The organism is Geothrix sp. 21YS21S-4 (assembly GCF_030845995.1).
Classification (GTDB): domain Bacteria; phylum Acidobacteriota; class Holophagae; order Holophagales; family Holophagaceae; genus Geothrix.
The window spans coordinates 2,424,001-2,450,260 of the sequence record NZ_CP132719.1 but is presented as its reverse complement, the minus strand read 5'-3'; the positions used below and the strand labels follow the sequence as shown (position 1 = coordinate 2,450,260).

The 26,260-nt window shown below is 69.1% G+C and carries 23 protein-coding genes and 1 pseudogene; 6 read left to right on the top strand and 18 right to left on the bottom strand.

Annotation, left to right across the window (positions count from 1 at the left end; all coding sequences use genetic code 11):
- Positions 1-40: 40 nt before the first annotated feature.
- A complete protein-coding gene (rsmH, locus tag RAH39_RS11200) occupies positions 41-1,063 on the bottom strand; it encodes a 16S rRNA (cytosine(1402)-N(4))-methyltransferase RsmH (RefSeq protein ID WP_306590186.1) in 1,023 nt (340 codons plus the stop codon).
- A gap of 47 nt (positions 1,064-1,110) precedes the next feature.
- Between rsmH and tsaA the strand changes: the two genes are divergently transcribed.
- The 3 genes from tsaA (at position 1,111) to RAH39_RS11185 (ending at position 3,032) form a co-directional block, all read left to right on the top strand.
- Positions 1,111-1,641, top strand: a complete 531-nt coding sequence (gene tsaA / locus RAH39_RS11195; protein WP_306590185.1) for a tRNA (N6-threonylcarbamoyladenosine(37)-N6)-methyltransferase TrmO — start codon at positions 1,111-1,113, stop codon at positions 1,639-1,641.
- A 63-nt stretch (positions 1,642-1,704) separates the two neighbouring features.
- A complete protein-coding gene (locus tag RAH39_RS11190) occupies positions 1,705-2,265 on the top strand; it encodes a hypothetical protein (RefSeq protein ID WP_306590184.1) in 561 nt (186 codons plus the stop codon).
- A gap of 8 nt (positions 2,266-2,273) precedes the next feature.
- Positions 2,274-3,032 (top strand): class I SAM-dependent methyltransferase, encoded by a 759-nt coding sequence (locus tag RAH39_RS11185; protein WP_306590183.1) that lies wholly within the window; start codon positions 2,274-2,276, stop codon positions 3,030-3,032.
- A gap of 9 nt (positions 3,033-3,041) precedes the next feature.
- Here the strand turns inward: RAH39_RS11185 and RAH39_RS11180 are convergent, their stop codons facing one another.
- Both RAH39_RS11180 and RAH39_RS11175 read right to left on the bottom strand, forming a co-directional pair.
- The gene (locus RAH39_RS11180) at positions 3,042-3,806 is read right to left on the bottom strand and encodes a PAQR family membrane homeostasis protein TrhA (RefSeq protein WP_306590182.1); all 765 of its coding nucleotides are present in this window, start codon (positions 3,804-3,806) and stop codon (positions 3,042-3,044) included.
- Between the two features lie 67 nt (positions 3,807-3,873).
- Positions 3,874-4,284, bottom strand: a complete 411-nt coding sequence (locus tag RAH39_RS11175) for a bacteriohemerythrin (RefSeq protein ID WP_306590181.1) — start codon at positions 4,282-4,284, stop codon at positions 3,874-3,876.
- Positions 4,285-4,531: 247 nt separating this feature from the next.
- Here RAH39_RS11175 and tnpA point away from each other — a divergent pair, with 247 nt between their 5' ends.
- Complete coding sequence (tnpA, locus tag RAH39_RS11170) at positions 4,532-4,960, top strand: IS200/IS605 family transposase (protein ID WP_306592105.1); 429 nt, start codon at positions 4,532-4,534, stop codon at positions 4,958-4,960.
- Positions 4,961-5,068: 108 nt separating this feature from the next.
- Here tnpA and RAH39_RS11165 read toward each other — a convergent pair whose 3' ends face one another.
- The 3 genes from RAH39_RS11165 to RAH39_RS11155 all read right to left on the bottom strand — a co-directional run bounded on the left by RAH39_RS11165 (position 5,069) and on the right by RAH39_RS11155 (position 11,689).
- A complete protein-coding gene (locus RAH39_RS11165) occupies positions 5,069-7,444 on the bottom strand; it encodes a S9 family peptidase (RefSeq protein ID WP_306590180.1) in 2,376 nt (791 codons plus the stop codon).
- Between the two features lie 61 nt (positions 7,445-7,505).
- Positions 7,506-10,559 carry an AAA family ATPase gene (locus tag RAH39_RS11160; RefSeq protein WP_306590179.1) on the bottom strand — a complete coding sequence of 1,018 codons (3,054 nt, stop codon included), beginning with the start codon at positions 10,557-10,559 and terminating at the stop codon, positions 7,506-7,508.
- Positions 10,556-11,689 carry an exonuclease SbcCD subunit D gene (locus RAH39_RS11155; RefSeq protein ID WP_306590178.1) on the bottom strand — a complete coding sequence of 378 codons (1,134 nt, stop codon included), beginning with the start codon at positions 11,687-11,689 and terminating at the stop codon, positions 10,556-10,558. The genes RAH39_RS11160 and RAH39_RS11155 overlap by 4 nt, the downstream gene beginning before the upstream one ends.
- Positions 11,690-11,861: 172 nt before the next feature.
- Between RAH39_RS11155 and RAH39_RS11150 the strand changes: the two genes are divergently transcribed.
- The gene (locus RAH39_RS11150; protein ID WP_306590177.1) at positions 11,862-12,383 is read left to right on the top strand and encodes a bactofilin family protein; all 522 of its coding nucleotides are present in this window, start codon (positions 11,862-11,864) and stop codon (positions 12,381-12,383) included.
- A 112-nt stretch (positions 12,384-12,495) separates the two neighbouring features.
- Here the strand turns inward: RAH39_RS11150 and RAH39_RS11145 are convergent, their stop codons facing one another.
- Both RAH39_RS11145 and RAH39_RS11140 read right to left on the bottom strand, forming a co-directional pair.
- On the bottom strand, positions 12,496-14,838 hold the full coding sequence (locus tag RAH39_RS11145; protein ID WP_306590176.1) for a pentapeptide repeat-containing protein: 2,343 nt from the start codon (positions 14,836-14,838) through the stop codon (positions 12,496-12,498).
- A 216-nt stretch (positions 14,839-15,054) separates the two neighbouring features.
- Complete coding sequence (locus RAH39_RS11140; protein ID WP_306590175.1) at positions 15,055-16,809, bottom strand: 30S ribosomal protein S1; 1,755 nt, start codon at positions 16,807-16,809, stop codon at positions 15,055-15,057.
- Between the two features lie 136 nt (positions 16,810-16,945).
- Between RAH39_RS11140 and RAH39_RS11135 the strand changes: the two genes are divergently transcribed.
- Positions 16,946-17,686, top strand: a complete 741-nt coding sequence (locus RAH39_RS11135; RefSeq protein ID WP_306590174.1) for an NRDE family protein — start codon at positions 16,946-16,948, stop codon at positions 17,684-17,686.
- Here RAH39_RS11135 and RAH39_RS11130 read toward each other — a convergent pair.
- The 10 genes and pseudogenes from RAH39_RS11130 to RAH39_RS11085 all read right to left on the bottom strand — a co-directional run bounded on the left by RAH39_RS11130 (position 17,683) and on the right by RAH39_RS11085 (position 26,257).
- A complete protein-coding gene (locus RAH39_RS11130) occupies positions 17,683-17,814 on the bottom strand; it encodes a hypothetical protein (RefSeq protein ID WP_373467327.1) in 132 nt (43 codons plus the stop codon). The two genes, RAH39_RS11135 and RAH39_RS11130, sit on opposite strands and share 4 nt — an antisense overlap.
- 60 nt (positions 17,815-17,874) lie before the next feature.
- Positions 17,875-18,066, bottom strand: a complete 192-nt coding sequence (locus tag RAH39_RS11125; RefSeq protein WP_306590173.1) for a NifU family protein — start codon at positions 18,064-18,066, stop codon at positions 17,875-17,877.
- Positions 18,067-18,068: 2 nt separating this feature from the next.
- A pseudogene (locus RAH39_RS11120) lies at positions 18,069-18,239 on the bottom strand (NifU family protein); the annotation flags it as partial.
- Between the two features lie 21 nt (positions 18,240-18,260).
- Positions 18,261-18,818 (bottom strand): NifU family protein, encoded by a 558-nt coding sequence (locus tag RAH39_RS11115; protein ID WP_306590172.1) that lies wholly within the window; start codon positions 18,816-18,818, stop codon positions 18,261-18,263.
- Between the two features lie 115 nt (positions 18,819-18,933).
- Positions 18,934-19,380, bottom strand: coding sequence for a Fe-S cluster assembly sulfur transfer protein SufU (gene sufU / locus RAH39_RS11110; protein ID WP_306590171.1), 447 nt, complete (start codon positions 19,378-19,380; stop codon positions 18,934-18,936).
- 115 nt (positions 19,381-19,495) lie between these two features.
- A complete protein-coding gene (locus RAH39_RS11105) occupies positions 19,496-20,743 on the bottom strand; it encodes a SufS family cysteine desulfurase (RefSeq protein WP_373467326.1) in 1,248 nt (415 codons plus the stop codon).
- The gene (sufD, locus tag RAH39_RS11100; protein ID WP_306590170.1) at positions 20,740-22,017 is read right to left on the bottom strand and encodes a Fe-S cluster assembly protein SufD; all 1,278 of its coding nucleotides are present in this window, start codon (positions 22,015-22,017) and stop codon (positions 20,740-20,742) included. The genes RAH39_RS11105 and sufD overlap by 4 nt, the downstream gene beginning before the upstream one ends.
- Complete coding sequence (sufC, locus tag RAH39_RS11095) at positions 22,014-22,778, bottom strand: Fe-S cluster assembly ATPase SufC (RefSeq protein ID WP_306590169.1); 765 nt, start codon at positions 22,776-22,778, stop codon at positions 22,014-22,016. Before sufC ends, sufD begins: the two co-directional genes overlap by 4 nt.
- Positions 22,779-22,887: 109 nt before the next feature.
- The gene (sufB, locus tag RAH39_RS11090; RefSeq protein ID WP_306590168.1) at positions 22,888-24,327 is read right to left on the bottom strand and encodes a Fe-S cluster assembly protein SufB; all 1,440 of its coding nucleotides are present in this window, start codon (positions 24,325-24,327) and stop codon (positions 22,888-22,890) included.
- 79 nt (positions 24,328-24,406) lie between these two features.
- Complete coding sequence (locus RAH39_RS11085) at positions 24,407-26,257, bottom strand: tetratricopeptide repeat protein (RefSeq protein ID WP_306590166.1); 1,851 nt, start codon at positions 26,255-26,257, stop codon at positions 24,407-24,409.
- Positions 26,258-26,260: the final 3 nt, after the last annotated feature.

Genomic DNA, 26,260 nt, shown 5'->3' with positions numbered 1-26,260 from the left:
GCGGTGAAAAACCTCTTGGGTGCTTGATCGTCCGTCGCGATCAGGCCCGCCGGGCCCAGCGGAGCTTGGCGCTGGTGGAGCGGGGGTTGGACCGCCGCTCCTCGGGGGAGGCGCGGAGCGGGTCGGGCGCGACGGCGGCGTAGGTTCCTTCGCGAAGGTCTTCCTGGAAAGCTTTCTTCACGCGGCGGTCCTCGCCGGAATGGAAGGTGAGGATGGCGGCGCGGCCGCCGGGATTCAGGGCGGCGGGGAGGTGCGCCAGGAACTGGTCGAGGGCGCCGAACTCGTCGTTCACGGCGATCCGCAGGGCCTGGAAGGTGCGCTGGAGGGCCTTCTTCGTCTCGTCCTCGTCTGCGGATCCCACCGCCGCCCGGACGCGGTCCGCCACGGCGCGGGTGGTGCGGAGCCCGCGGCCCGCCAGCTCCCGGGCGATGGCCTCGGCGTGGGATTCGTCGGCGTTGGTCACCAGGAGTTCGGCCAGGGCCGCCTCGTCCAGGCTGTCGAGAAAGTCGGCGGCGGACCGGCCCTTGTGGGGGTTGAGGCGCAGGTCCAAGGGGCCATCCGCCTTCCACGTGAAGCCCCGGGCGGGATTGTCGATCTGCATGGAGGACACGCCGAGGTCGGCGAGGACGAGGTCGAAGGGGCCGGCTTCAGCCGCGACCTTGGCGAGGCCCGCGAAGTTGGTGCGGCGCACGGCCAGGACGTCCTCTCCGAAGCCCAGGGCCCGCAGCCGCGCTTCCGTCCGGGGCAGCTCCAGCGGATCCACGTCCAGGCCCACCACGCGGCCTCCCGGCAGGAGGCGGGGCAGCAGCTCGCGGGTGTGGCCGCCGTAGCCCAGGGTGGCGTCCAGGGCCCGTTCGCCCGGCTGGGGATCGAGGACCTCCAGGATCTCCTCCACCATGATCGATCGGTGGGTTCCCGCGGGCGTGTGGCCCCGCGCCTGCACCTTCGCCTGCTCCTCCGCGTAGCGGTCGGGGGCGAGTTCCTTGTACTTCTCCTCGAAGCGCCGCGGGTGGGTCCCCTTGTAGCGGGGGCGGCGCTTGGGGGGCTGGGTCGCATCGTCCATGGGTCCATGATCGCCGCAGAGACGGGCGGGGACGCTACCCTTCGGGCATGGCCGCTCCCGCCTTCACCTTCCATCCCATCGGCGTCGTGCGCAGTCCCTACGCCCGGCGGATCGACGCCCCGCACCAACCCACGGTGGTGGAAGGCACGGAGACGGGCCGGGCCGCGGAGGCCACGCTGGAACTGGACGCGTCGCTTCCGGAGACCGTGCTGCGCGATCTGGAGGGGTTCGAGCGGATCTGGCTCGTCTTCGCCTTCCACCTCAGCGAGGGCTGGGCGCCCCTCGTCCAGCCGCCGCGGGGACCCCGCAGGAAGCGCGGGGTCCTGGCCACGCGCTCGCCCCACCGGCCCAATCCCATCGGGCTCTCCTGCGTGGAGCTGGTGGCGGTGGAGGGGCGCACGCTGCGCCTGCGGGGGGTGGATCTGCTGGACGGCACGCCGGTCCTGGACGTGAAGCCCTACGTGCCCTACGCCGACGCCTTCCCCGGGGCCCGCGCGGGCTGGATCGACGCGGTGGACGCGGCCACGGGCGCCCACTCCGCGCCCGGTCCCCGAAAACCCCGCCAGTCCCCGGCTTGACGGGGCGGGGGAGGGGCTCCACCCTACGGGGGTTTCCCCACGCCATTTTCCCAGGAGCCTGCCATGGTCTCGTTCTCCCAGCTCTGGTTGCCCATCGTGCTGTCGGCCGTGTTCGTCTTCGTGGCCAGCAGCCTCATCCACATGGTGTTTAAGTGGCACGCCTCGGACTACCGTGCCCTGTCGAACGAGGATGAAGTCCGCGCCGCGATCCGGAAGGCCTCGCCGGAACCGGGCCAGTACGTGTTGCCCCATTGCCCCGGCATGAAGGACATGGAGAAGCCGGAGGTCCAGCAGAAATACCAGGATGGCCCCGTGGGCTTCCTGGTGCTGGCTCCGAACGGCGTCCCCGCCATCGGGAAGTGCCTGGGCCAGTGGTTCCTGTACGCCCTCGCCGTGGCGTTCATGGCCGCCTATCTGGCATCGCGCACCCTGCCGCCGCACACCCACTACCTCCAGGTCTTCCGCGTGGTGGGGACGGTCTCCTTCCTGACCTACGCCGGCGGCAGCGTCTCCCTCGGCATCTGGATGGGGAAGCCGTGGTCCAGCGTGCTGAAGGACCTGCTCGACGGGCTGATCTACGGCCTTCTGAGCGCCGGCGCCTTCGGGTGGCTGTGGCCCCGCTAGGCGCTCCCGTGGAACCGGACCGCTACGGGCGGCTTTCCTACCGCGGGCTCATCGCGTGGCCCGAGCGGCTGAAGCGCGAGGAGCCGCTCCTTCGCCGAGCGCTGGAGGCCGCGCCGTCGCGCCGCATCCTGGATCTGGGCTGCGGCAGCGGCGAGCACGCCCGCTTCCTGGCGTCCCTGGGCTTCGAGCCCACGGGCCTGGACGCGTCGCCCGCCCAGGTGGCCGCGGCCCGGGAAGCGGACCCCGCAGGCCGCTACCTCCACGGCAGCCTCACGGCCCTCGGCGACTTGGCGGAGCCGCCCTTCGGGGGCGCGATCTGCCTGGGCAACACCCTGCCGCACCTGACGGAGGAGGCGGACGTGCGCCGCTGCTTTGAAGGGCTGGCGGAGCGGCTTCTCCCCGGCGGGATCCTGCTGCTTCAGCTCCTCAACTACGACCGCATCCTGGACCGGGGCGAGCGCGCCTTTCCCGTGATGGTGCGGCCCGGCGAAGGGGACGGCGAGACGGTCTTCCTCCGCCTGATGACCCACGGAGCGGACGGCCACATCACGTTCACGCCCGCGACCCTCCGCTGGCGGCCCGGCGCGGAGCCGCCGCTGGAGCTGATCTCCGCGGAAGAGGTGAAGCTCCGCGGGTGGCGCCGCGCGGAGGTGGAGGCGTTCCTGGAAGCCGCCGGCTTCGAACTCCGCGAAACCCTGGGTTCCATGACCGCCGATCCCTGGACGCCCGCCTCGTCCGACCTGGTGGTGGTGGCGCGGCGCAAATAGGACGCGCCTTCAGCCGCCCTTGGGGATGACGTGGAGCAGGACGGCGAACACGTGGCACGCGCTGCCCGCGACCACGAACAGGTGCCACAGGGCGTGGTGGTAGGGCAGTTTCTCCAGGCTGTAGACGGCGGCGCCCGCGCTGTAGAAGAACCCGCCAGCGAACAGCCAGACGAGGCCGGCGGTGGAGATGGAACGGCTCAGGGGCGCCGCGGCGATGATGATGATCCACCCCATGAGCAGGTAGATCACCGTGGAGATCCAGCCCATCCGCTTGATGAAGGCGGGATCCACCGGCCGCCCTTCGGGCGCGTGGAGGTGGTCCACCGGCGGCGGGCGCAGGGCGGCATCCGCGATCCGGCCGTAGAACACGCCCTTGAAGGTGATTCCCAGAACGGCCAGGCCCCACACGATCCCGAAGACCGTCCAGCCCCAGGCGGGGCTGACGCGACCGAGGGCCGAGAGGCAAAAGGGCGTGTAGGTCCCCGCGATGAGCAGGAAGATCGCCGAGTGGTCGAAGACCTTGAAGACCAGCTTCACGCGCGGCCCGCGGAAAGCGTGGTACAGCGTGGACATCAGGTAGAGCAGGATCAGCGTGGACCCGAAGATCGCGGCGCCCACCACGTCCCGCGCCGTGCCGTCCACGGCGGCGAAGGTCACCATCAGGACGAGGCCGGCGATGGAGAGCGCCGTGCCCAGCCCGTGGGTCAGGCAATTGGCCAGCTCCTCGCGGGGCGTCTGCGACCTGGAGCCGAGAATGGCGGCGCTGCGGGACATGGCTTCAGGATGACAGATTCGGAAGCCATGTCCCGTCGCCACTGGCCAGGCGCTGGTCGGCAGTTGATCAGGCGACGACGCCCTTGCTCTTGAGGAAGGCGCCGAGGGCCATGTCCTCGCCCTGGATGTGCTTCATCAGCCAGTCCTCCAGGAAGTTCAGGACGGAGGAGGTGAGCAGCACCTTGCCGCTCTGGAAATTGGCGATGAAGGTGCCCACTTCCTTCACCAGGTCGGCGTGGGCCGCGCAGTGGACCGTGGCGCCGGGATAGCGGTAGGTCATCATCAGTCGCTCTTCGTTCTTGAAGTGCTCGACCGTGTAGTCCTTCATGAAGAGCAGCGTCCGCTCGATCTCGTCCTTGCCCTTGCCCTGCTTCATCGCGGCGTGCAGGCGGTTCAAGGTCTCCACCAGGGACTTGTGCTCCGCGTCGATCTTCGGGTGCCCCACTTCCAGGGTCGTGCGCCAATCCATGTAAGCCATGTTCCACTCCATCGAGAAAATGCCCCAGGGGCGTGAAAAGTGCTTTCGGGAAAAGAGAAAAAACGCGGACACGCGGTCCCGCATGAAACCACGGTCGACGTGAATCTGAATAGGTGTTTGCCGATATTTTACCAACTCATAGGAAAGCCCCCGGCTGTGCCGGGGAGGCAGTAGATGTTTGACATATACAGGAGTCCACCGCAGAAATCTTCATGTGAGCCGCCAAGCACACATGAGGAGAACTGAGATGGACTCAGAAGAAAGTCTAAGCCACTCCAGATGGGAGTGTAAGTACCACGTGGTCTTTGTGCCGAAGTGTCGGAGGAAGACGATCTACGAGAAGTTGAGGCCGCACCTTGGAGAAGTCCTGAAGAAGCTGGCAGAGCAGAAGGAAAGCCGAATCATTGAGGGGCACCTGATGGGTGACCATGTCCATATGCTGATTTCAATTCCACCGAAGTATTCGGTATCGCAGGTGATCGGATTCATCAAGGGGAAGAGCGCCATTCACCTGGCTCGAGTCTACGGAGAGAGGAAGCGGAACTTTGTTGGGCAGCATTTCTGGGCCCGAGGATATTTCGTATCGACCGTGGGGCGCGACGAAGCAACAGTGCGGGAATACATCCGTCGACAAGAAAGGGAGGACCAGCGCTTGGAGCAGATGTTGCCTTGGTAGGGGTGGCCACCATGAGGTGGCACCGATGAAATGGGGCCGCGTTAGCGACCCCTCTTAGCCGCTTTGAGCGGCTCACTTGATAAAGCCCCCGGCTCTGCCGGGGGATATTTACTGATGCTTGGGCGCCTCGGCCCCCAGGTGGACGTCGAACCAGCGGAGCATCTCCCACAGCGTGTGCTCCACGGATTCGCGGGCCGCGTAGCCGTGGGATTCCAAGGGCAGGGTGACGTAGCGGACCTTCTGCCCGTTGCCCTTGAGGGCGGCGTAGAGGCGCTCGCTCTGCAGGGGGAAGGTGCCGGAATTGTTGTCGGCCTCGCCGTGGATCAGCAGGATGGGCGCGTGGAAGTGGTCGGCCGCCATGAAGGGCGAGACTTTCAGGTACATCTCGGGCGCCTCCCACAGCGTCCGCCGCTCGCTCTGGAACCCGAAGGGGGTGAGGGTGCGGTTGTAGGCGCCGCTGCGGGCGATCCCCGCCTGGAACAGGGTGGAATGGGCCAGCAGGTTGGCCGTCATGAACGCGCCGTAGCTGTGGCCGCCGACGCCCACGCGCTTGGGATCGATGACGCCCAGCTCGTCCGCCTTGTCGATGGCGGCCTTGGCGCTGGCGATCACCTGGTCGAGGTAGGTGTCGTTCACGGTCTTGGGATCGCCCACCACCGGCATGGTGGCGCTGTCCAGCACCACGTAGCCCGACAGCAGGAAGAACAGGTGGGTGATTCCGCCGAGCGTGGTGAAGCGGTTCGCCGAGCCGCTCACCTGGCCCGCCGTGCCCGCGTCGGTGAACTCCAGCGGATAGGCCCACACCACCGCCGGGCGGCGCTCGCCCTCCTTGTAGTCCGGCGGCAGGTAGAGCGTGAAGCTGAGGTCGACGCCGTCGGGGCGCTTGTACTTCACCAGCCGCTTCCGGATCTTCCGCAGGTCGGGCAGCGGGTCCTTGAACGCCGTCAGCGCCTTCTCTGCGGCCCCGTGCAGGATGTAATTCGGCGGCTCCACCGGGCTTTCGCGGCGGGTGACGAACCGGCCGGCGGGAAGGAGGGCGACAGCTGATTCGTAGACGGTTTCGCCGCTGCGGAACAGCCGCCGGGTCGTCAGGTTCGCGGGGTCGAAGCGGTCCAGGAAGGGCCGATCGCCGTCGGGCGTCGCGCCGGTGCCGGTGAGGAAGAGGGCCTTTCCGTCCTGGCGCAACGCCGAGTGGCCGTTGGGCAGGAGGCGGGGGACGAAGGTTCCCGGATCGCGGTAGCGGTCGTGGGCGCTGAGGTCGAAGGCCAGCCGGGCGCTTGCGGGCGCGGCCGGATCCGCGAGCCAAGTGCGCGTCCACCGGCGGTCCCGCTCGTACTCGCGCACCACCGCGAGGTCCCCGCGCTCGCCCCATTCGAGGCTTGTGAACCGGGACTTGAGGCGGATCAGTTCCGCGGGCGCGGCGGCGAAGGGCGCGGCCTGCATCAGGACGTGATCGCGGAATTCAGCCTTCCGCTTGGGATCGCCTCCGTCCAGGGCCTCCGCCCATGCCAGCGTCGCCGGCTCCGTGGGCCGCCAATGGATGTGACGCGGACCGGTGCGAACGCCTTCCAGGGGAATGCCCTCCGCCAGCGGCAGGTCGGCGACGGTGTGGATCGGCTCGCCCGCCGCGTTCCAGACCTCCTCCCGCACGGGGAACTGCGACGCGGGCACCAGGTAGGAGAAGGGCCGCCGCAGCCGCGCGACAAGGGTGAGCTTCCCGTCGGGAGACGGCCGCACGTCGCCGTACAGGCCGGAACGGCCGAAGGGTTTCACCGTGCCGGCGGCGGGATCCACGCGGACGAGCTGGGACTGGCCCAGGAACTCGAACAGATCCTCGTCGTAGGCGTTCTGGAGCAGGTCCTGGTAGGTGGGGGCGGGCGCGGCCTTCCCCTCGTTCTCCTGGATGCGCGGCCCCACCGGAACTTCGGGGGGCCGGGGCGGCGCGCCCTGTGCGGCGGGGACGGCCTTGCACAGCAGCGTCCCGTCCGGCAGCCAGTCGATGGCGTCGCCCAGCACGGCGTTCAGGCGCAGCCCATCGATCCGCCGGAGCTTGCCGGTCGCGGTCTCCCCGATCCACAGTTCCGTGGCGTCGGCGGTGGCGCCGGTCAGGATGAAGCGGGTCCCGTCCGGCGCCCACCGCGGCGCTCCGAAGGCCACGTCGGGCGGAAGGGCAATGCTCCGCGCGGGGCCGCCTTCCATCGGCTGGAGGGCCAGGCTCCGCAGGCGGGGCGGGGCGTGGGGCCCGCGCGTGCGGGGATTGAACCGGAGGCCGGCGAGGCGCGCCATGGGCTGGGCCAGGTCGCGGATGGACGGATGGCGGGCCAGTTCCACCAGCAGGAAGGCGTCGCCCTTGGGGCTGGCGAGGAAGGACGGCGTGCCCGGCGCGTCCAGGACGGCCCGGATCGCGGCCGGCGCCTTCTGGTAGGGCGTGGGCTGGGCGGCCAGGACAGCAGCGCAGAGGAAGGGCGCGGCGGAGCGCAGCATGGGGACTCCGGGAGTCTCCGCAGACTACCACGCCATGCGAGGCATGATCGTCCTTCGCGGCCTACTCGATGCGGAACCGGGCGACGCTGCCGCCGGGGCCGGGGACGACCTCCAGCCGCGCGGAAATCCGGGCCTTCACTTCCTCCAGGTGGCTGATCAACCCCACGAGGCGCCCGCCCTGGTTGAGATCCTCCAGCGTGCGGAGCGCCAGGTCCAGGGCCTCGGGATCCAGGCTGCCGAAGCCCTCGTCGATGAACACCGTGTCGAGGCGGATGCCGCCCGCGTGGCGCTGGACCACGTCGGACAGGCCCAGGGCCAACGCGAGGCTGGCCTGGAAGCCCTCGCCGCCGGAGAGGGAACTCACCGCCCGGGCCCGGCCCGTGTGACTGTCGGTGATCTCCAGCTGGAGCCCGCCGGCCTTGCGAAGGTCGGTGCTGGCGGCGGCGCGGCGCAGGGCGTAGCGCTGCTTGCTCATCCGCAGCAGGCGGCCGGAGGCGGAGACCAGCACCTCGTCCAGGATGGCGCCCTGGACGTAGCGTTCGAAGGACACCCGCTCGCCCTCCTCGCCCTTCGCCACCTTGGCTAGACTGGCGGTCGCGCGGTGGCGGCCCTCCTGCGCCTCCCGCCGGACCTCCAGCCGGGTGAGCGCCTCCTCCAGCCGGACGAGGGCGGCCTGTTCGGACTGGGCGCGGCCCAGGCCTTCGCCCGCGGCGGAGAAGCGCCCCTGGGCCCCGTCCTTGGCGGCGTGGAGCGCCGGAAGATCGGGCACGGCCAGGCCCTCGGCGAGGGCTTCCGCGCGGGCCAGCCGGTCGGCGGCGGCGGCCAGTTCGCCGGTGTGCGCATCGAGGCTCGCGGCGAGTTCCTCCATGACCTCGGCGCTCCGCTGGGCGAGGTCGAAATCGGTCCGGCTGTGGAAATGGGCGGCGGCCAGGGCCTCGTCGAAGGCGCCCTGCGCGTTCCAGGAATCCGTCTGGGCGGCTTCGCGGCGGGCGCCGTGGGCCTTGAGATCCGCCGCGGCCTGGGACGCCGCGGCCCGAGCGGGTTCGCGCGCTTCACGCGCCGTGCGGAGTTGGGCTTCCGAGGCCTCCAGCGCGTCTTCCGCTTCGCGGCGCTTGGTGGAGAGGGCGCCGGGGACCCGCAGTTCCTGCAGGACAGCGTCCTCCAGGAACTGCATCCGCGCCTTGGCGCCGGCTTCCTGCACGAGGAGTTCGGACAGGCGCTGGTTGGTCTCGGAGAGCTGCACCTCCGCCAGGTTCCGGGCGCTCTCCGCGTCGGCCAGCCGCTGCTCGGCCCGGGCCAGGCCCGCCTCGGCGGTGCGGCTGCGGTCCAGGTCCTCCCGGTGTCGCGCCTCAATGGCGGCCAGGGTCTCCAGCCCGGTCTCGGCGTGCTCTCCCAGTCGCTGGGCCAGATCCGCCCGCCGGGACTGGACCGTGGCCAGGGCGGCGTGGCGGGACGCGGAGGCGTCCTGGGCGCGCGCGGCGGCGGTCTCGGCCGCGTCGAGCAGATCCTCGGAGTCGCGGACCTCCTGATCGTCCGGCAGGTCCGCCGCCGTCAGGGCGGGATGGGGGTGGGCGGAGCTGCCGCACACGGGACAGGGCTGGCCCGGCTGGAGATCCCGCGCCAGGCGCGAAGCCTGGGCGGCGAGGCGGCGCGCCACCAGCGCCCGGTGCCGCTCCCGCGCGGCCTGGAGGGCCTGCTGGGCGGCGGTCTGGGCCTCCCGGGCGGTTTCCAGGGCGGCGGTGGCGCGGTCCACGGCTTCCGCGGCGCGGTCGTAGTCCTCCCGCTGGGAGCGGCGCTGGCGGACGAGGACCAGCAGCCCCTCCCGCCCCGGGAGCTGGGAAGCCTCCGTCCGGACGTCCTGAAGCAGCCCGCGCTGGCGCGACAGCTCCTGGCGCGAGGTATCCAGGCGGCGCTTCTGCCACCCGGCGAGGTCCTCCAGCCGGGTTCGCTCCAGGGCGGCTTCCCGGGCTTCCGTGCGGGCCTGCTCCAGGGCCTCCAGCTTGGGCTCCAGGTCGCGCAGGCGCTCGATGGTGCGGCGCAGTTCCTCCCGGCGCACCTCGTGCTGCTCGGCTTCCGCGAGGGTGGCCTCGGCGCGGGCCAGCTCCTGGGCGCGGGCCTCGGAGGCCTCCGCCAGGCGGGCTTCTTCGGCCTGGAGCGCCTCCACCCGGGCCAGGCTCTCTTCGAGGCGGGCCAGGGCGGGTTGGACGGCGCCGCAGCGGCGGGCGCGGTCCAGTTCGACGCGGCGGGCGTCCATGATCCGGGCGAGCCCGCGCAGGCGGTCGGTTTCGGAGCGGGCCGCGGCCTGCTCCGCCAGCCGTTCTGCGGCGCGGGTGCCTTCGGCGAGGGCGGCGTCCGCCGCCGCCAGGGCCGTTCCGGCTTCCGTCTGCTCGGCCTCCAGGATTTCCACCCGCTCGGCGCCGGTCCGCAGCAAGCCGGGGAGATCGGCGGCGGCCTCCACGCCGGCCTGGGCCAGGAGCTGGCGGCTCTCCGCCTGGACCGTCCGCAGCGCCTCGCGGAGGGTCTTCTCCTCCTCCGCCAGAGCCTCGGTGATGCGGGCGTAGCGGCCCGTCTGGAACAGGGTCTGGAGAATGGCCTGGCGCTCGGCGGACCCGGCCAGCATGAATTCCTGGAAGCGGCCCTGGGGGAGGAGGACCACCTGCCGGAACTGGCTCGCCTTGAAGCCCAGGAGCTGCGCCACCTGGGCGTCCACCGCCGTGGGTTTCTCGGTGGCGAGGGGCATTTCCTCGCCCGCCTTCAACTCCCACAGGTGGGCGACGTAGGCCTGCTTCTTCGTGCCCTCGCCCTTCTGCTTGGGGACCTGCTGTTCCGGGGCGCGCTCCACGCGGTAGCGGCGGTCGCCCAGGGCGAACTCGAAGACCACGCGGGTGGCGACCTCGGCGGGAGCGAAGTGGCTGCGCAGGTCGCGCGTCTCCCGCAATCCGCCGCTGGTCTCGCCGTAGAGGGCGTAGCTGATCCCGTCCAGAAGGCTCGTCTTGCCCGCGCCCGTGGGGCCATGGATGAGGAAGAAGGCCTGCCCGCAGAGGTCCGCGAAATCCAGTTCCTGGCGGGTGGCGTAGGGGCCGAAGGCCTCCAGGGTGAGCTTGAGGGGCTTCATTCGGGGGCCTCCCCCGACAGGTTGCGGCCCGCCACTTCGCGGAAGAGTTCGCGCTCGGCTTCGTCCATGGGACGCCCGGCGGCTCCCCGGAAGAAGGCGTCGAACAGCAGGGCGGGATCCAGCTCCCGATCCGCGGCGGCGGAAAGGGCCGTTTCGGTGGGCGTGGTGGGGCGCGGCGCGGGCTGGATGCCGAGGATGTTGGGGTAGATTCGGCGGAGGCGCGCCATGGCGTCCAGGACCGGACCGGTGTCCTCCAGCTCCAGGAACAGGTAGTCGTCGGCGTTCCCCTCAGGGCCGCGCAGAAGGTCGTCGAACCGCCCCCGGAGCCGGCGGAGGTCCCGGCGCGGGCTGAAGGGCAGGATCTCGGTGCGGGCGGGGCCGCGCTCCGGCAGCTCCACCAGGGTGGCGGATTTCGCATGGCCGGCTTCGGAGGCGCTGTATTTCAGGAGGCTGCCCGCGTAGCGGACGTGGGCGAAGCCCGCCTGCTGGGGCCGGTGGAGGTGGCCCAGGGCCGCGTAGTCGCACTCCCTGAACAGGCCGGCGTCCACCTCGCCAGTGCCGCCGATGGCGAGGCCCAGCTCGGAATCGGAGCCCTCGCCCCCCGCGACGAAGGCGTGGGCCACGGCCACGAAGCGGTGATCCGCGGGGTGGACGGCGCGGGCGCGAGCCAGTTGGGCCGCGAGGACATCCTGGTGGGTCCGCACGCCCTCCGCCTGGAACGCATGGCGCGCCATGGCCGGATCGGCGTAGGGCAGAAGGTGGAAGGCCGTTCCCCCGATGACCACGGGGGCGGCGTCGGCGTCGAGGGGCCCCGCCACGTGCAGCCCCTGGGTGCCCAGGAAGCCCGAAGCGAAGCCCAGGCGCTCGGGGCTGTCGTGGTTGCCCGCGATGATCAGGACGGGCACCCCCAGCCCGCGCACGATCCGATCCAGGAATTCGTCCAGCAGCGCCACGGCGTCCTTGGGCGGCACCGCGCGGTCGTAGAGGTCGCCCGCCACGACAAGGGCCTCGGCGCCGGCCTCCTTGACCATCGCCGCCACCTGGTCGAGGGCGTGGGCCTGGTCCTCCAGAAGGTTGGCATTGCAAAGGGTCTTGCCGAGGTGCCAGTCGGACGTATGGAGAAAGCGCATGGGATTCCGCGAAAGGGCAGGGAAGGGGCGTTCGTTCCGAGTATTGCATCCCGGATGGGGAGGGGCCGGTCTCAAGTTCGGGGGCCGCATGGGACGATAGGAAGGAAGACCTTCTGGGGAAGGACGCGGCGCCATCCCGGTCCGCGCCGTTCCCTCCGCTTTCGGGAGGCGCATGTTCGGCCGCGCAAAGATCAATGGAACGTCGCGGACCGCCGCCGCCCCCGCCGCGACGGTGCTGGGCGAGGGCTCCCGCTGGCAGGGCGAGATCCGCACCGGCACCACCAGCCTGCGGATCGAAGGGGAGCTGGAGGGCACCATCCTGAGCGAGGGGCACGTCACCATCGCCCCCACCGGGCACGTGCGCGGGGCCGTGCACGCCCAGCGCCTGACGGTGATGGGCCGGGCCGAAGGCGTGTTCAAGGTGGCGGGCTGCCTGGAGATCCTGGGCGCGGGCTGGGTCGAGGGTGAGGTCCAGCTGGAAACGCTGGTGGTGGACGAGGGCGGAACGCTGATGGGGAGCTGCTCGCAGCACACCACCGCCCCATCCGCGACGGCGCCGGTGGAGCGCGAGCCCGTTCCCCTGGTGCCCCGGCGGGACGAGTGGACCCCCGAGCGCCCGGAGCGCTACGCGCCTTCCGCCAGCGGCACCCACGATTTCATTCCCGCGGGACGGATTCCCGACCGGCGGTTCTGACGGTATTTGCGTTCATAAAGATAAAGATCCCCACCAAGACGCGAAGACACCAAGAAGGGCAGAGACGAAGAAGCGGGCCCATCGGCCCGCTTCTTCGCGAAAGGCTACGGCTTCAGCGCTTGGCGCCGGTGAGGTTGGTGGCGTCCAGGTTCGCTTCGTCCAGGTTGGCTTCGCGCAGGTCCGCGCCGCCGAGGTTGGCGCCGCTGAGCTTGGCCCGGTTGAGGTTCGCCCGGCCGAGGTTGGCGCCGCTCAGGTTGGCCCACACCATGTTCGCGCCGTTGAGGTTGGCGGAACTCAGGTCGGCGCCGTCGAGGCTGGCGTCGATCAGGTTGGTGTGGCGCAGGTCGGCGCCGGACAGGTTCACGCCCGAGAGGTTGGCGCCCGAGAGGTTGGCCCCGTCCAGGTAGGCGTCCTGGAGGATCGTCTCGCGCAGGTCCGCGCCGCACAGGTTGGCGCCGTCCAGGTTGGCCTGGCGCAGGTCCGTGTTCTTGAGGGAGGTCTGGCGGAGATCCACGCCCCGGAGGTCGGCCCACACCAGGCTGGCGCCGGTGAGGTCGGCGTTCACGAGGTTCGCCTCGTTCAGATTGGCCTGGTAGAGATTGGCGCCGCTGAGGTTGGTTCGGCTGAGGTTGGAGTTGCTCAGGTTGGTGCGGTACTCGCCGCGGGATTCCGTGGGGAGGGACGCGAGGTTGGCCTCCCGCAGGTTCGCGCCTTCGAGGTTGCAGGCGAAGAAGTTGGATCCGCTGAAATCCGAGTTCCGGAGGTCCGCGCTCGCGAGGTCCGTGCCGCTGAGGTCCGCGCCCAGGGCCTGGGCGCCGCGGAAGATGGCGCCCCGCAGCTTGGCGCCGGCGAGGTTGGCGCCGTTCAGGACGGCCCGGTTCAAGTCCATGCCTTCGAGGACGAAGCCGCTGAGGTCCACCGCGGACAGGTTCGCGCCGGTGAGAACCGCGCGGTCCAGCGTGGCGCCCCGGAGGTTGGCGGCGAAGAGGTTGGCCTCGTGCAGGTTGGCGCTGAGGATGCTGCCCGCCAGATCGGCGCCGGAGAGGTCGGCTTCCGACAGGTCCGCGCCGCAGAGGTTGGCAGTGCGGAGGTCGTCCCCGCTGAGCTTGGCGCCCCGGAGGTTGGCGCCGCCCAGGTGGGTCTCCTGCAGCTTGGCGTCGGTGAACAGGGCGCCGGCGAGGCTGGCCCCGTCCAGGTTGGCGTGGGTGAGGTCGGCGCGGGAGAGATCCGCGCCCTTCATGTTCTTGCGGGAGAGGTCCACGCTGGCGAGGTTGGCGCCCACGAGCAGGGTGCCCACGAGGACCGCGCCGTCGAGCTGCGCACCGGTGAGGCTCGCGCCCGTCAGGTTGGCGCCGCTGAGGTTGGCGCCGCCGAGGTTGATGTCCCGCAGGTCGGCGCCCGTGAGATCCGCGCCGCGCAGATCCGTGTTGCTGAGGACCGCGCCGCCGAGCTGGGCCGCGCCGAGGTTGGCGCCGACGAGCCCCGCGCCGCTGAGGTTGCAGCCGCTGAGGTCCGCGGCCCGCAGGTTGGCCTCGTGTAGGTCGGCGCCTTCGAGGTTGGCCTGGCGGAGGACGGTCTCGGCGAGATCCGCGCCGCTGAGGTTGGTGCGGCCCAGGTCCATGGCCCGCAGGTTGGTCCCGTGCAGGTTGGCGCCGCTGAGGTTCGCGCCCTTCAGCTTGGGCACGTCGTCCTTTTCGTACTTCAGGATGTCGAGGTGCCGGAGGTCCGCGCCGCGCAGGTTGGCCCCGCTGAGGTTGGTGCCCTTCAGGTTCGCCCGGCTGAGGTTCGCGCCCTCCAGGTTGGCCTCTGTGAGGCTGGCCCAGTGGAGATCGGCGTCCGACAGGTTGCTCCCGCCCAGGTTGGCCAGGTTCAGGTTGGCTCCGCCCAGGGTGGCGCCCTGGAGGTTGGCGCCGGAGAGGTCCGCGCCCGCGAGGTTGGCGCCCACCAGGTTGGCCTGGCTCACGTTGGCGCCGCGCAGGTCCGCGCCTTCGAGGATGGTCTGGCGGAGGTCGGCGCCGCTGAGGTTGGCGCCGCGCAGATTCTTGCCGCTGAGGTTCACGCCCGTGAGGATCACGCCGGTGAGCGCCGCGCCGGCGAGGACCGCCCCATGGAGGTTGGGCACGGTGGCGGGCTCGTACTGCTGGATGTCGAAGAAGGTGAGGTCGGTGCCGGAGAGGTTGGCGCCCGCGAAATTGGCCCCGGCGAGGCGCGCGCGGCTGAGGTTGGCGCCCTCCAGATCCGCTTCGTCGAGGTTGGCCAGGCGGAGATCCGCGCCGGCGAGGTTGGCGCCGCTCAGGCGCGTCTCGTTGAGCACCGCGCCCGCCAGGTTGGCTTCGGACAGGTTGGCCCCGGAGAAGTCGAAGCCCCGCAGGTCGAGGCCGCTCAAATCGGTGCGCTGGAAGTTCTTCCCCGACTTGAGGATGAAGACCACTTCCTTCCGGGTAAGTTCGCTCATGGAGCTTCCTTTGCGGCTTGGACCGACATTCGATTAATCCCGAGTTTATCCAGCGGCGCGAGGGTGCAGCAACAGGATTTAGGCCTTTTCGGAGAGTGGGGAAGCGGCGGAATCCCGCGTCCCGCAAGCCTTTCCGGCGGACCTGGAAAGACAACTCCAGGATCCTCAACGACGAAGCCCCCTCGCGGGGGCCTCGTCCTGTGAGGGGGAGGGAACCTACTCCCGCTCGGCCTTGTTGAAGGCGTCGGCCAGCGTCGCCTTCTTGAACTCGGGCTGGCGGGCCTTGGCGGCTTCCATGTCGCCGCGCTCCATGTCCTGCTCCAGCTGCTTGACGGAGAGGCCGATGCGCCGCTCGGTGGGATCGAGCTTGACGATCTTCATGGTGAGGTCCTGGCCGGCGGTGAACTCCTTCTGGATGTCCTCCACCCGCTTGCGGCTCAGTTCGGAGACGTGCACCAGGCCCTCGATGCCGTCGCCGAGGTCGACGAAGGCGCCGAAGTCGGTCAGCCGGGCGATCTTGCCGGTGAGGACGTCGCCGACGTTGTGGCTCTCGAAGAAGATCTCCCAGACGTTGGGTTCCATCTGCTTCACGCCGAGGCTCATGCGCTGGGCCAGGGGATCCAGGTTGAGGACCTTGGCGGTGACGCTGTCGCCCTTCTTCACGATCTCGCCGGGGTGCTTGATCTTCTTGGTCCAGCTGAAGTCGGACACGTGGATCAGGCCGTCGATGCCCTCTTCCAGCTCGACGAAGGCGCCGAACTCGGTGATGTTGCGGACCACGCCCGTGACGATCATGCCGGGCTGGTACTTCTCGGCGATGGCCATCCAGGGGTTGGGGGTGATCTGCTTCATGCCGAGGCTGATGCGGCGGTTCTCGCTGTCGACCTGCAGGATCAGGGCCTCGACTTGGTCGCCCAGGTTGACCATGCCCTTGGCGGACTTGACCTTCTTGGTCCAGCTCATCTCGGAGACGTGGACCAGGCCCTCGATGCCGGGCTCCAGCTCCACGAATGCGCCGTAGTCGGTGATGGAGACGACCTTGCCCTTGACCGTGGCCTGGATGGGGTAGCGCTCCTCCACGGACAGCCAGGGATCCGGGAACTTCTGCTTGTAGCCGAGGCTGACGCGCTCCGTGTCCTTGTCGTACTTGAGCACGGCCACTTCGACCTTGTCGCCCACCTGGAACATCTCGCTGGGGTGGTTGAGCCGGCCCCAGGACATGTCGGTGATGTGCAGCAGGCCGTCCACACCGCCGAGGTCGACGAAGGCGCCGTACTCGGTGATGTTCTTGATGGTGCCCTCGACCAGCTTGCCTTCCTCGAGGCCCGCCAGGGTCTCTTCCTTCAGGCTCGCGTTGATGGTCTCGAGGAACAGCTTGCGGGACAGCACGATGTTGCCCCGGCGGCGGTTCACCTTGATGACCTTCATGTCGAAGGACTTGCCGAGGTAGGGATCCAGGTTGCGGACGGGCTTCATGTCCACCTGGCTGCCGGGCAGGAAGGCCCGGATGCCGATGTCCACCGCCAGGCCGCCCTTGACCTTCTCCAGGACGGTGCCGTGGACGGTCATGTTGGAGCGGAAGGCCTTCTCGACCTCGTCCCAGATCTTCATCTTCTCGGCGCGCTCGCGGCTGAGGCGCACGTTGCCGTTGGCGTCCTCCAGCATCTCGAGCAGCACTTCGACGACCTCGCCCACCTGGACGCCCTGGGTGCCGTCGGGATTGTTGAACTCATCCAGGTTGACGGTGCCCGAGCCCTTGTAGCCGATGTCGACGATGACGTCCTTGCCGCGGATTTCCACGACGACGCCCCGCACGACTTCCTCTTCGCGGAGGCCGCGGGTTTCGCCCTGCAGGGCGGCCAGGAACTCCTGGCTCTCCGGGTTGTCCTCCTCAAAGGCCGTGTCCAGCACGGTGATGCGGCCCATCTGCTTGGGGGCCATCCCCTTGATGATTGCTTCTAACTTGGACATGAAGTCCACCTCGTTTGGTTGCGCCCACTCTCTGGCGGTGCGCTGGAATCCCGGCACGCGAAGTCCGGCAGAACGGACAGGTTATCCCGGGAACCCGCCGTTGGCCAGGAAAGCTTGCCGGAGGGACAATCCTCCCATGTGCCTGATCGCCTTCCTGTGGCGCCCCGGAAGCCCCGAGCCCCTGCGCCTGGCCGCCAACCGCGACGAGTTCCACGCCCGCCCCACGGCGCCCCTGAGCTGGTGGGAGGGCGGCCGGATCCTGGCCGGGCGGGACCTTCAGGCGGGCGGAACCTGGCTGGGCCTCTCCCGGGACGGCCGCCTGGCGGCCCTGACCAACTTCCGGAGTCCGGCGCCGCGGCCCGAGGACGCCCCGTCCCGCGGGACGCTTCCCGCCGCATTTCTTGCTGAGAGGCAATCCGCGAGGGCGTTCGTGGAGGATCTCCGCCCCACCGCGTCCGCCTACGCGCCCTTCAACCTGCTGCTCTTCGACGGCGAGGCCCTGGTCGGCTACGAAAGCCGGCACGACCGCGCCGTGGCCTTCGATCCCGGCCTCCACGTCGTCTCCAACGGCGACTTCGACGAACCCTGGCCCAAGGCCGAAGCCCTCCGCGCCGCGCTGACGGAGGGCTTTCCATCGGACGCCGAGCTGTTGCGGATCCTGGCGGACGAGCGCCGGTCCTCCGACGCCGAGCTTCCCCGCACGGGCGTTCCCCTGGAGATCGAGCGGGCACTGTCGCCCATCTTCGTCCGAACGCCCACCTACGGCACGCGCGTCTCCACGCTGGTGCGGGTGGGAAGGTCCTCCGCCGACGTCCTCGAGCAGGGTTATGAGCCCATCGAAACCGCGCGCCGGACGGAGATCGCCTTCGACTTCTAGACCGAGATGACGACGATCTCCGGATCGACTTCCTTCTGGAACATGCCTTCGATGGCGACCAGCGTGCCGGTCAGGCTCGCGGGGCAGCTTCCGCAGGCGCCCCCACTACGAGCATCCATCCGGATCATGACCTGCTTCTTGGGGCGGCCCACCGGTTCCAGTCGGCCCTCATCACTTGCAGGGCAAGGCTAGACGGAGATGACGACGATCTCCGGATCGACTTCCTTCTGGAGCATGCCTTCGATGGCGACCAGCGTGCCCGTCAGGCTCGCGGGGCAGCTTCCGCAGGCGCCCCCACTATGAGCATCCATCCGGATCATGACCTGCTTCTCGGGGCGGCCCACCGGTTCCAGTCGGCCCTCATCGCTTGCGGGGAGCAAGGCTAGACGGAGATGACGACGATCTCCGGATCAACTTCCTTCTGGAGCATGCCTTCGATGGCGACCAGCGTGCCCGTCAGGCTCGCGGGGCAGCTCCCGCAGGCGCCCCCACTACGAGCATCCATCCGGATCACGACCTGCTTCTCGGGGCGGCCCACCGGTTCCAGTCGGCCCTCATCACTTGCGGGGCAAGGCTAGACGGAGATGACGACGATCTCGGGATCGACTTCCTTCTGGAGCATGCCTTCGATGGCGACCAGCGTGCCCGTCAGGCTTGCGGGGCAGCTCCCGCAGGCGCCCATATAACGGATCATGACCTGCTTCTCGTGGCGGCCCACCAGTTCCAAGCCGCCGCCGTCCGCCGCCAGGGCCGGAAGGATGGCGCTCTCCAGGACCATGCGGATGTCCTTCAGCATGGGGTCGTTCTCGTCGTCCACCTTGCTGAAGACCCGGGGGGCCGGGGTTGCGGAGGTCCCGCCGCCCGCGCCCGCCGCGGCCCGGATGGGAGCGGCCAGGAGAGGCAGCATCTCCGGCCAGCCCTTCGCGTCCGTCTTGGTGACCGTCAGGAACTTGTCCTGCATGAACACCGAGACCACGTTCCCCACGGCGAACAGCGCCTTGGCCAGGTCGTCGTGCTCGGCCGTCTCCACGTTGGGATAGGACTTGGGAAAGCCGATGGCCACCGGCTCCTTCAGCACGAACTTCACCGCGTTGGGGTTGGGGGTGTACTCGATTTCAGCGATCTTGGGCATGGTCAGAAGCCTTCTTTGTTAACCGCAGATGTCGCAGAGGAGCGCAGATGAAAAAACGCCCGGGGTCACATCCGTCCTCATCTGCGTGATCTGCGACATCTGCGGTTTCAATGCATTACTCCGTGGAAACTTCCTCTTCCCCTTTGAGCGCGGCGTGGAGGGTGGCCCAGGGGAGGACGGCGCACTTCACGCGGCTGGGAAGGTCCTTAACGCCCTGGAAGAGGGTGAGCTTGCCGAGCAGGGACGCCTGGGCGGGATCCAGATCGCCGCGCACCATCCCGCGGAACTGCTCGGCCATGGCCTCGGCTTCCGCCACCGGCCGGCCCTTCACGGCGCCCGTCATCAGGCTGGCGCTGGCGGTGTCGATGGCGCAGCCGCTGCCCTGGAACTTGATGTCCCGCACCACGCCGTCCTCCACCACGAGGGTGAGGTCGAGCTGGTCCCCGCAGAGGGGATTGTGGCCCTCCGCGTGGTGGGTGCACGTCTCCAGCTTCCCGAAATTCCGGGGCTTCTTGTTGTGCTCCAGGATCACCTGCTGGTAAAGCTCGCGGGGGTCGGTCATGGGTTTTCCCGATGCGAAGGGCAAAAGGACGAATCACCCGGACACCAAGAGGCCAAGAAAAAACAAAAAGGCTTTTGCAGTTCTTGGTGCTTTGGCGTCTTGGTGGTGATCGGTTTCATTTGAAAACCTCAATGGCATTCAAGACCGCCGAGACCAGCGCGTCCACGTCCTCCCGGGTGTTGTAGTAGGCGAAGCTGGCGCGGGTGGTGGCGGGGACGCCGAAGCGCGTCATGACGGGCTGGGCGCAGTGGTGGCCGGCGCGGACGACGATGCCTTCCGCATCGAGCAGGCTGCCCATGTCGTGGGGATGGATGCCCTCCACCACGAAGGAGAGGACGCTGGCCTTGTCGCGGGCGGTTCCGAGGATGCGCAGGCCGGGAATGGCGGCCAGCCGCTCCGTGGCGTAGGCGAGCAGGTCCTGCTCCTGGGCGGCGATGCGGTCCATGCCCAGGGCCGCGATGTAGTCGATGGCCGCGCCCAGGCCGATGGCGGCGGCGATGGGTGGCGTCCCCGCCTCGAACCGGCCGGGGACCGCCATGTAGGTGGTCTTCTCCCACGTGACGGAGCGGATCATGTTGCCCCCGCCCTGCCAGGGCGGCAGGGCCTCCAGCTGCGCCAGCTTGCCGTAGAGGACGCCGATGCCGGTGGGGCCCGACAGCTTGTGCCCGCTGAAGACGTAGAAATCCGCGTCCAGGTCGCGCACGTCAACCTTCATGTGGGGCACCGCCTGGGCGCCGTCCACCAGCACGGGGACGCCCTTGGCGTGCGCCTTCGCCACGATCTCCTTCACGGGATTCACGGTGCCGAGGACGTTGCTGACGTGGACCACGCCGAGGATCCGCGTGCGGTCCGTGATGAGTTCGTCCAGCGAGTCCAGGATCAGCTCGCCCGCGTCGTTCATGGGGATGACCTTGATCGTTGCGCCCCGCTCCTCGGCCAGCATCTGCCAGGGCACGATGTCGGCGTGGTGCTCCATGGCCGACAGCAGGATCTCGTCGCCCGCCTGGATCACCTTCCGTCCGAAGGTCTGGGCGACGAGGTTGATGGCCTCGGTGGTCCCGCGCGTCCACACGATCTCCCGGGCGGAGCCCGCGCCGATGAAGCGGCGGACCTTCTCGCGGGCGGCCTCGTAGAAGTCCGTGGCCTCCTGGCTGAGGGTGCTGACCCCGCGGTGGACGTTGGTGTGCTCCTCCCGCTCGTACTTCGCCATGCGCTCGATGACCTGCACGGGCATCTGGCCGCTCACCGCGCTGTCGAGGTAGACCACGGGCTTGCCGTGGAAATTGCGCGACAGCAGCGGGAAGTCCCGGCGGACGGCGGCGACGTCGAGGGGACTGTCCAGGGACGTGGGGAGGGCGGTCACGAGAGGTCTCCCAGGGACCCGCCGGCCTGGGTGTGGGCCAGGACGAGGTGGCGGAGGGCCCGCCGGAGGCTCGCCACGCGCACCCGCGTGAACAGGTCCGCGGCGAAGCCGTAGGTGAGGAGGTTCCGGGCGTCGTCGGCGTTCAGGCCGCGGCTCTCGAGGTAGAACAGCTCCTCGGGATCGAGCTGGCCCACGGCCGCGCCGTGGCTGCACTTCACGTCGTCGGCGTAGATCTCCAGCTGCGGCTTGGTGTCCACGCGGGCGGTTCCGGACAGCAGCAGGTTGCGGCTCTGCTGCCGCGCGTCCGTCCCCTGGGCGCCCTTGGCGACCAGAATCCGGCCGTTGAAGACCGCCCGCGCCTGGCCGTCCACGATGCACTTGTGGAGCTGCTGGCTGGAAGCGTGGGCCTCGGCGTGGTGCAGGAAGCTGTGGGTGTCGGCCACCTGGGCGCCGCCCAGCAGGGCCAGGCCGTCGAGGCTCGCCTGGGCGCCTTCCGCCAGGCGGAGATGGGGCTCCTGGCGCGAGAGGCGGGCGCCGAAGCTGAGGGTGCGGGAGTGGTACTGCCCGCCCTTCGCCACGTCCGCCCGGAGCGTGCCCACATGAAAGGCCTCGGCGGACTCGCGCTGGATCCGCTCGTGATGCAGGATCGCGCCTTCGGCCACGCGGATCTCGACGACGGGGGCGCTGAGGTAGGTCCCCTCGCCGTGGTGCTCCTCCACCAGCTCCAGCTCGGCGCCGGGCTCCAGGACCACGAGGAGGCGGGGGAAGACGGCGACGGGAGCTGCGGCCCGCGTCAGGAACAGGAGGTGGAGCGGCAGCGCGACCTTCAGGTTGCGGGGCACCAGGATCACAGCGCCGTCCTGGAAGCGGGCGGTGTTCAGGTCCTCGAACGTTCCGCGGGCGCCCTCTCCCAGGCTGCCCAGGAGCTGGCAGGCCTCGCTGGCGGCGGAGATTGGGAAGAACCGGACTCCGGCGGGGACCGCGGAGACGCAGCTCCCGTGCGGGTCGTGGCGGCCGTTCACGAAGACCTGGCGGGTGCCCACCATCTCCGGAAGGGGATAGGGGCTGAGGTCGGCGGAGGCGGGCGGCGCGAGCTCCAAGACCGTCGCCTCGAGGGCGCGCAGGTCGGTGTACTTCCAGGCTTCCTCGTGCGTGGTGGGAAGGCCGCGGCCGGCGAGTCGCGCCTCGGCGGCCTCGCGCTGCGCAGCCCAGCCCGCGGGCCGGGGCGCGGCGAGCAGGTCGGCCAGGAGGCCCGGAGCGGTGGCCGTGGTCATCGGGCTCCCCCGGCGGCGGCTTCCTCCAGAACCCAGTCGTAGCCGCGCTCTTCCAACTCGGTCGCCAGTTCCTTCCCGGCGCTCTTCAGGATCCGGCCGCCCGAGAGGACATGCACGAACTGGGGCCGGATGGTCTCCAGGATGCGCGGGAAGTGGGTGATGATCAGCAGCGCCCGGTCGGGGCGCTGAAGCCGGTTCACGGCGTCGCCCAGGACGCGCAGGGCGTCGATGTCCAGGCCGCTGTCCAGCTCGTCCAGGATGGCGAGCTTGGGCTCCAGGACGGCCATCTGCAGGATCTCGTTGCGCTTCTTCTCGCCGCCGCTGAAGCCCTCGTTCAGGCTGCGGTCGAGGAATTCCTCGCGCATGGCCACCAGCTTGATCTTCTCGTGGATGAAGTCGTCGAATTCCAGGGGATCCAGTTCCTCGCGGCCCTCGGCCTCGGCCTTCTTGTTGTAGGCGAGGCGCAGGAAGGCGGCGTTGCTGACGCCGGGGACCTCGATGGGGTGCTGGAAGCCCATGAACAGCCCCGCTCGGGCCCGCTCATCCGCCTCCAGCTCGAAAAGATTCTTCCCCTCGAACAGAACCTCGCCGCCGGTCACCTCGTAGGCCGGATGGCCCACCAGCACCTTGCCCAGCGTGGATTTGCCGGAACCGTTGGGGCCCATGATGGCGTGGACCTCTCCCGCCTGGATCTCCAGATCGATCCCCTTCAGCACCGGGGCGCCGTTGATCGAAGCGGTGAGATTTTTAATTGAAAGCATCGAAACTCCAGAACATGAACTGATCACCACCAAGGCACCAAGACACCAAGAAGCGCAAAAGACAAAGAAGGCTTTTCCTGGTGCCTTGGTGTCTTGGTGGTGAGATTTTTCATCCCACGCTTCCTTCAAGCTTCAACGAGAGCAGCTTGGTGGCTTCGACGGCGAATTCCATGGGCAGCTCGCGGAAGACGTCCTTGCAGAAGCCGTTGATGATCATGCTGATGGCTTCCTCGGCGGGGATGCCGCGCTGCTGGAAGTAGAGGAGCTGCTCCTCGCCGATCTTGCTGGTGGTGGCTTCGTGCTCGACCTTGGCGCTGCGGTTCTGCACCTCGATGTACGGGAAGGTACTGGCGCTGCAGGCCTGGCCGATGAGCATGGAGTCGCACTGGCTGAAGTTGCGGGCGCCCTCGGCCTTGGGATGGACCTTCACCAGCCCGCGGTAGCTGTTGGAGCTCTCGCCCGCGCTGATGCCCTTGCTGATGATGGTGCTCTTCGTGTTGCGGCCGACGTGGATCATCTTGGTGCCGGTGTCGGCCTGCTGCTTGTGGTTGGTGAGGGCCACGCTGTAGAACTCGCCGATGCTGTCGTCCCCGAGAAGGACGCAGCTGGGGTACTTCCAGGTGATGGCGCTGCCGGTCTCCACCTGGGTCCAGCTGATGTGGGACGCGTGGCCTTTGCACAGGCCGCGCTTGGTGACGAAGTTGAAGATCCCGCCCACGCCGTCCTTGTCGCCGGCGTACCAGTTCTGGACGGTGCTGTACTTGATCGAGGCCCGGTCCAGGGCCACCAGCTCCACCACCGCGGCGTGCAGCTGGTTCGTGTCGAATTGCGGCGCGGTGCAGCCCTCCAGGTAGCTCACGCTGGCGCCCTCTTCCGCGACGATGAGGGTGCGCTCGAACTGGCCGGACTCCTTGTTGTTGATGCGGAAGTAGGTGCTCAGGTCCATGGGGCAGGCGACGCCCTTGGGGATGAACACGAAGCTGCCGTCGGTGAACACGGCGCTGTTGAGCGCGGCGTAGAAGTTGTCGGAAGGGGGGACGACGCTGCCCAGGTACTTCCTCACGAGATCAGGATGTTCCCGCACGGCCTCGCTGAAGCTGCAGAAGATGATCCCGACCGCCTTCAGCTTCTCCTTGTAGGTGGTGGTGACGCTGACGGAGTCGAAAACCACGTCCACGGCCACGCCCGCGAGGGCCGCCTGCTCGTGGATGGGGACGCCCAGCTTCTCGAAGGTGCGCTTCAGCTCGGGGTCCACTTCGTCCATGGAGGCGTACTGCGGCTGCTTGGCGCGCGGCGCGCTGTAGTACACGATCGACTGGAAGTCGGGGGTGGCGTAGGAGACGTTGGCCCAGGCGGGCTCGTCCAGGGTCAGCCAGTGACGGTAGGCCTTGAGGCGGAACTCCAGCAGCCAGTCAGGCTCGCCCTTCTTGGCCGAGATGAAGCGGATCACGTCCTCGCTCAGCCCCGGGGCGACGCTGTCGGCCTCGATGTCCGTCACGAAGCCGTACTTGTATTCCTGGCTGGTGACGACGTTGAAGGTAGAACCCATGGCTTCTCCCGAGCCTTTCCATTCTGGAATCTCGACCAAAATTGTCAACTTAGGAGATGAATGGGGGAGGCGGACCCGGTCAGGCCGGGTTGACCTCCTCTAACTCCTTGAGAAGACCCTTGATCTGATTTTTCACGCCGGCGGCCTGACTCTCATTGAGGTCCCCCGCATCCGATTCCAGGCCGTCGCGCAGGAGGGCGCGGGCCTCCTCGCGGGCGCCGAGCCCCGCCAGGGCGGCGCCGATCTGGAAATGGTTGACGAGGGTGGGCTCCTTTTCGAGCAGGGGATCCACCAGGTCCAGGACTTCCTGGTGGCGCTTGAGGGCGAGGAGGTACTGGCCCAGCAGCGTCCGGGCCCGGGGCTCCAGCCCCGGCAGGGGATGGGCGTGCAGGCGCCGGGTCTCCTCCAGGTCCTGGTCGGTGACCTCGCCGTTCATCAGCCGGTAGGCCAGGCGCATCAGGGCCGCCTCCCAGGCGCCGGTGCTCTTGGGATGGCGGGTGAGGAAGATGTCGAGGGCGTGGGCAATCTCCGCCTCGCGCCGCTGGGCCATCAGGTGCTCCAGCACGAGCCGCAGCGCCAGGAAGCAGAGCCGGGGATGGCGGTCGGAGCGCGCGAAAGCCAGGGCGGGCTTCAGGGTCTTCTCGGGGTCCCGCAGGAAGGCCAGGCGCAGCTCCAGCCACTCGGACCGCTGGCTGCGGCCCTTGCGGCGCGCGCGACGGAGGAGGTGCGCCGCCGGATCCAGCTGGCCCTCGTCCAGCAGCGTCTCGGCCTCGTCCAGGAGCGTCTGGGTGCCCCCCTTGCCGTCCCGGGCCTCCCGCAGCTGGGGGTGGGTTTCGGCGTCCAGCATCAGCAGAAGATGGGGATCGCCGGGGTTCTGGAGGAGCAGTTCCTGGAGGATGGCGAAGGCTTTCGAGCGTTCGCCCTGGAGCAGGTAGGCCTCGGCCAGGGCCTCGCGGACGTGGAGGTCCCCCGGCAGGTAGGCGCTGGCTTCTTTGAGGGCCGGCACCGCCTGGGAACTTTCGCCCCGGGCGATGTGGACCTGGCCCACCAGCAGCAGGGTCTCGCCGTCCTTCCGCCGGGCGACGGCCTCCTGGGCCGCCTCCAGTGCGCCGTGGAGATCCTCCTGCTCCAGGAGCAGTTCGGCCAGCAGCATCCGGGGCTCGGCGTCCTCGGGCCGCAGGTCCGCCGCCTGATGCAGGGCCTCGATGGCCTGGTCGGCGTGCTCGGGCAGTTCCTGGAGGAGCTTCCCGAGGAGCATCCAGGCCTCGAAGTGGCGGGGGCTCAGGCCCACCACCTTCCGCGCCAGGCCCTCGGCCTCCTCGAAGTTCTGGGCGGCCTCGTGGAGGGACGCGGCGGTGAAGATCAGCTCGTAGTTCTTGGGATCCAGGGGGAGGGCCATGCCCAGGCGCTGGGCCGCGCCCGGGAGATCGGCGGCTTCGAGAAGGGCCGTGGTCTCCAGCAGGGCCCGCTTGAGCTGGGCCATGGATTTGGGCCGGGCGATGGGCAGGATCCGGGCCCGGTAGCGGGTGAACAGCTCGCGGGCGCTGATGAGGTGCAGGTTCTCCTCCACCAGCTGCTCCCACCGCTCGGAGAAGGCGTGGGCGTCGAGCTGGCGGTGGTGCTCCATCTCCTGGACCAGGGCCATCAGGCCGTTGCGCAGCATCACCTCGCTGCGCTCCAGCTTCCCCAATTGGTCGGAGACGGTTTCCAGGTAGGTCTCCACCCGGCGGAGGGTCTCCTCCAGCCCGGTGATCCGCTCCAGGAGGTGCTCTTCCAGGGCCTCGCCGTCGTCCGGCTCCTCGTCGTCGTCCCAGGTCTGGTCGCCGGCGAGGATCAGCAGCCGCGTGCCGCATTTGACGCAGGTCTCCCGGTCCCCGGGGTTCCAGGTGAGGCAGTTCTGGCAGTAGGAGCCCGGCAGGTCGTTGGCCATGGC

Coding starts and splice junctions, on each gene's coding strand:
- RAH39_RS11135 (WP_306590174.1), top strand. CDS start 16,946: ATGTGCCTGATCGCCTTCCTGTGGCGCCCCGGAAGCCCCGAGCCCCTG.
- RAH39_RS11150 (WP_306590177.1), top strand. CDS start 11,862: ATGTTCGGCCGCGCAAAGATCAATGGAACGTCGCGGACCGCCGCCGCC.
- tnpA (WP_306592105.1), top strand. CDS start 4,532: ATGGACTCAGAAGAAAGTCTAAGCCACTCCAGATGGGAGTGTAAGTAC.
- RAH39_RS11115 (WP_306590172.1), bottom strand. CDS start 18,818: ATGCCCAAGATCGCTGAAATCGAGTACACCCCCAACCCCAACGCGGTG.
- RAH39_RS11130 (WP_373467327.1), bottom strand. CDS start 17,814: ATGATCCGGATGGATGCTCGTAGTGGGGGCGCCTGCGGAAGCTGCCCC.
- rsmH (WP_306590186.1), bottom strand. CDS start 1,063: ATGGACGATGCGACCCAGCCCCCCAAGCGCCGCCCCCGCTACAAGGGG.
- RAH39_RS11160 (WP_306590179.1), bottom strand. CDS start 10,559: ATGAAGCCCCTCAAGCTCACCCTGGAGGCCTTCGGCCCCTACGCCACC.
- tsaA (WP_306590185.1), top strand. CDS start 1,111: ATGGCCGCTCCCGCCTTCACCTTCCATCCCATCGGCGTCGTGCGCAGT.
- RAH39_RS11180 (WP_306590182.1), bottom strand. CDS start 3,806: ATGTCCCGCAGCGCCGCCATTCTCGGCTCCAGGTCGCAGACGCCCCGC.
- sufD (WP_306590170.1), bottom strand. CDS start 22,017: ATGACCACGGCCACCGCTCCGGGCCTCCTGGCCGACCTGCTCGCCGCG.
- sufU (WP_306590171.1), bottom strand. CDS start 19,380: ATGACCGACCCCCGCGAGCTTTACCAGCAGGTGATCCTGGAGCACAAC.
- RAH39_RS11155 (WP_306590178.1), bottom strand. CDS start 11,689: ATGCGCTTTCTCCATACGTCCGACTGGCACCTCGGCAAGACCCTTTGC.
- RAH39_RS11140 (WP_306590175.1), bottom strand. CDS start 16,809: ATGTCCAAGTTAGAAGCAATCATCAAGGGGATGGCCCCCAAGCAGATG.
- RAH39_RS11085 (WP_306590166.1), bottom strand. CDS start 26,257: ATGGCCAACGACCTGCCGGGCTCCTACTGCCAGAACTGCCTCACCTGG.
- RAH39_RS11165 (WP_306590180.1), bottom strand. CDS start 7,444: ATGCTGCGCTCCGCCGCGCCCTTCCTCTGCGCTGCTGTCCTGGCCGCC.
- sufB (WP_306590168.1), bottom strand. CDS start 24,327: ATGGGTTCTACCTTCAACGTCGTCACCAGCCAGGAATACAAGTACGGC.
- RAH39_RS11175 (WP_306590181.1), bottom strand. CDS start 4,284: ATGGCTTACATGGATTGGCGCACGACCCTGGAAGTGGGGCACCCGAAG.
- RAH39_RS11145 (WP_306590176.1), bottom strand. CDS start 14,838: ATGAGCGAACTTACCCGGAAGGAAGTGGTCTTCATCCTCAAGTCGGGG.
- RAH39_RS11190 (WP_306590184.1), top strand. CDS start 1,705: ATGGTCTCGTTCTCCCAGCTCTGGTTGCCCATCGTGCTGTCGGCCGTG.
- sufC (WP_306590169.1), bottom strand. CDS start 22,778: ATGCTTTCAATTAAAAATCTCACCGCTTCGATCAACGGCGCCCCGGTG.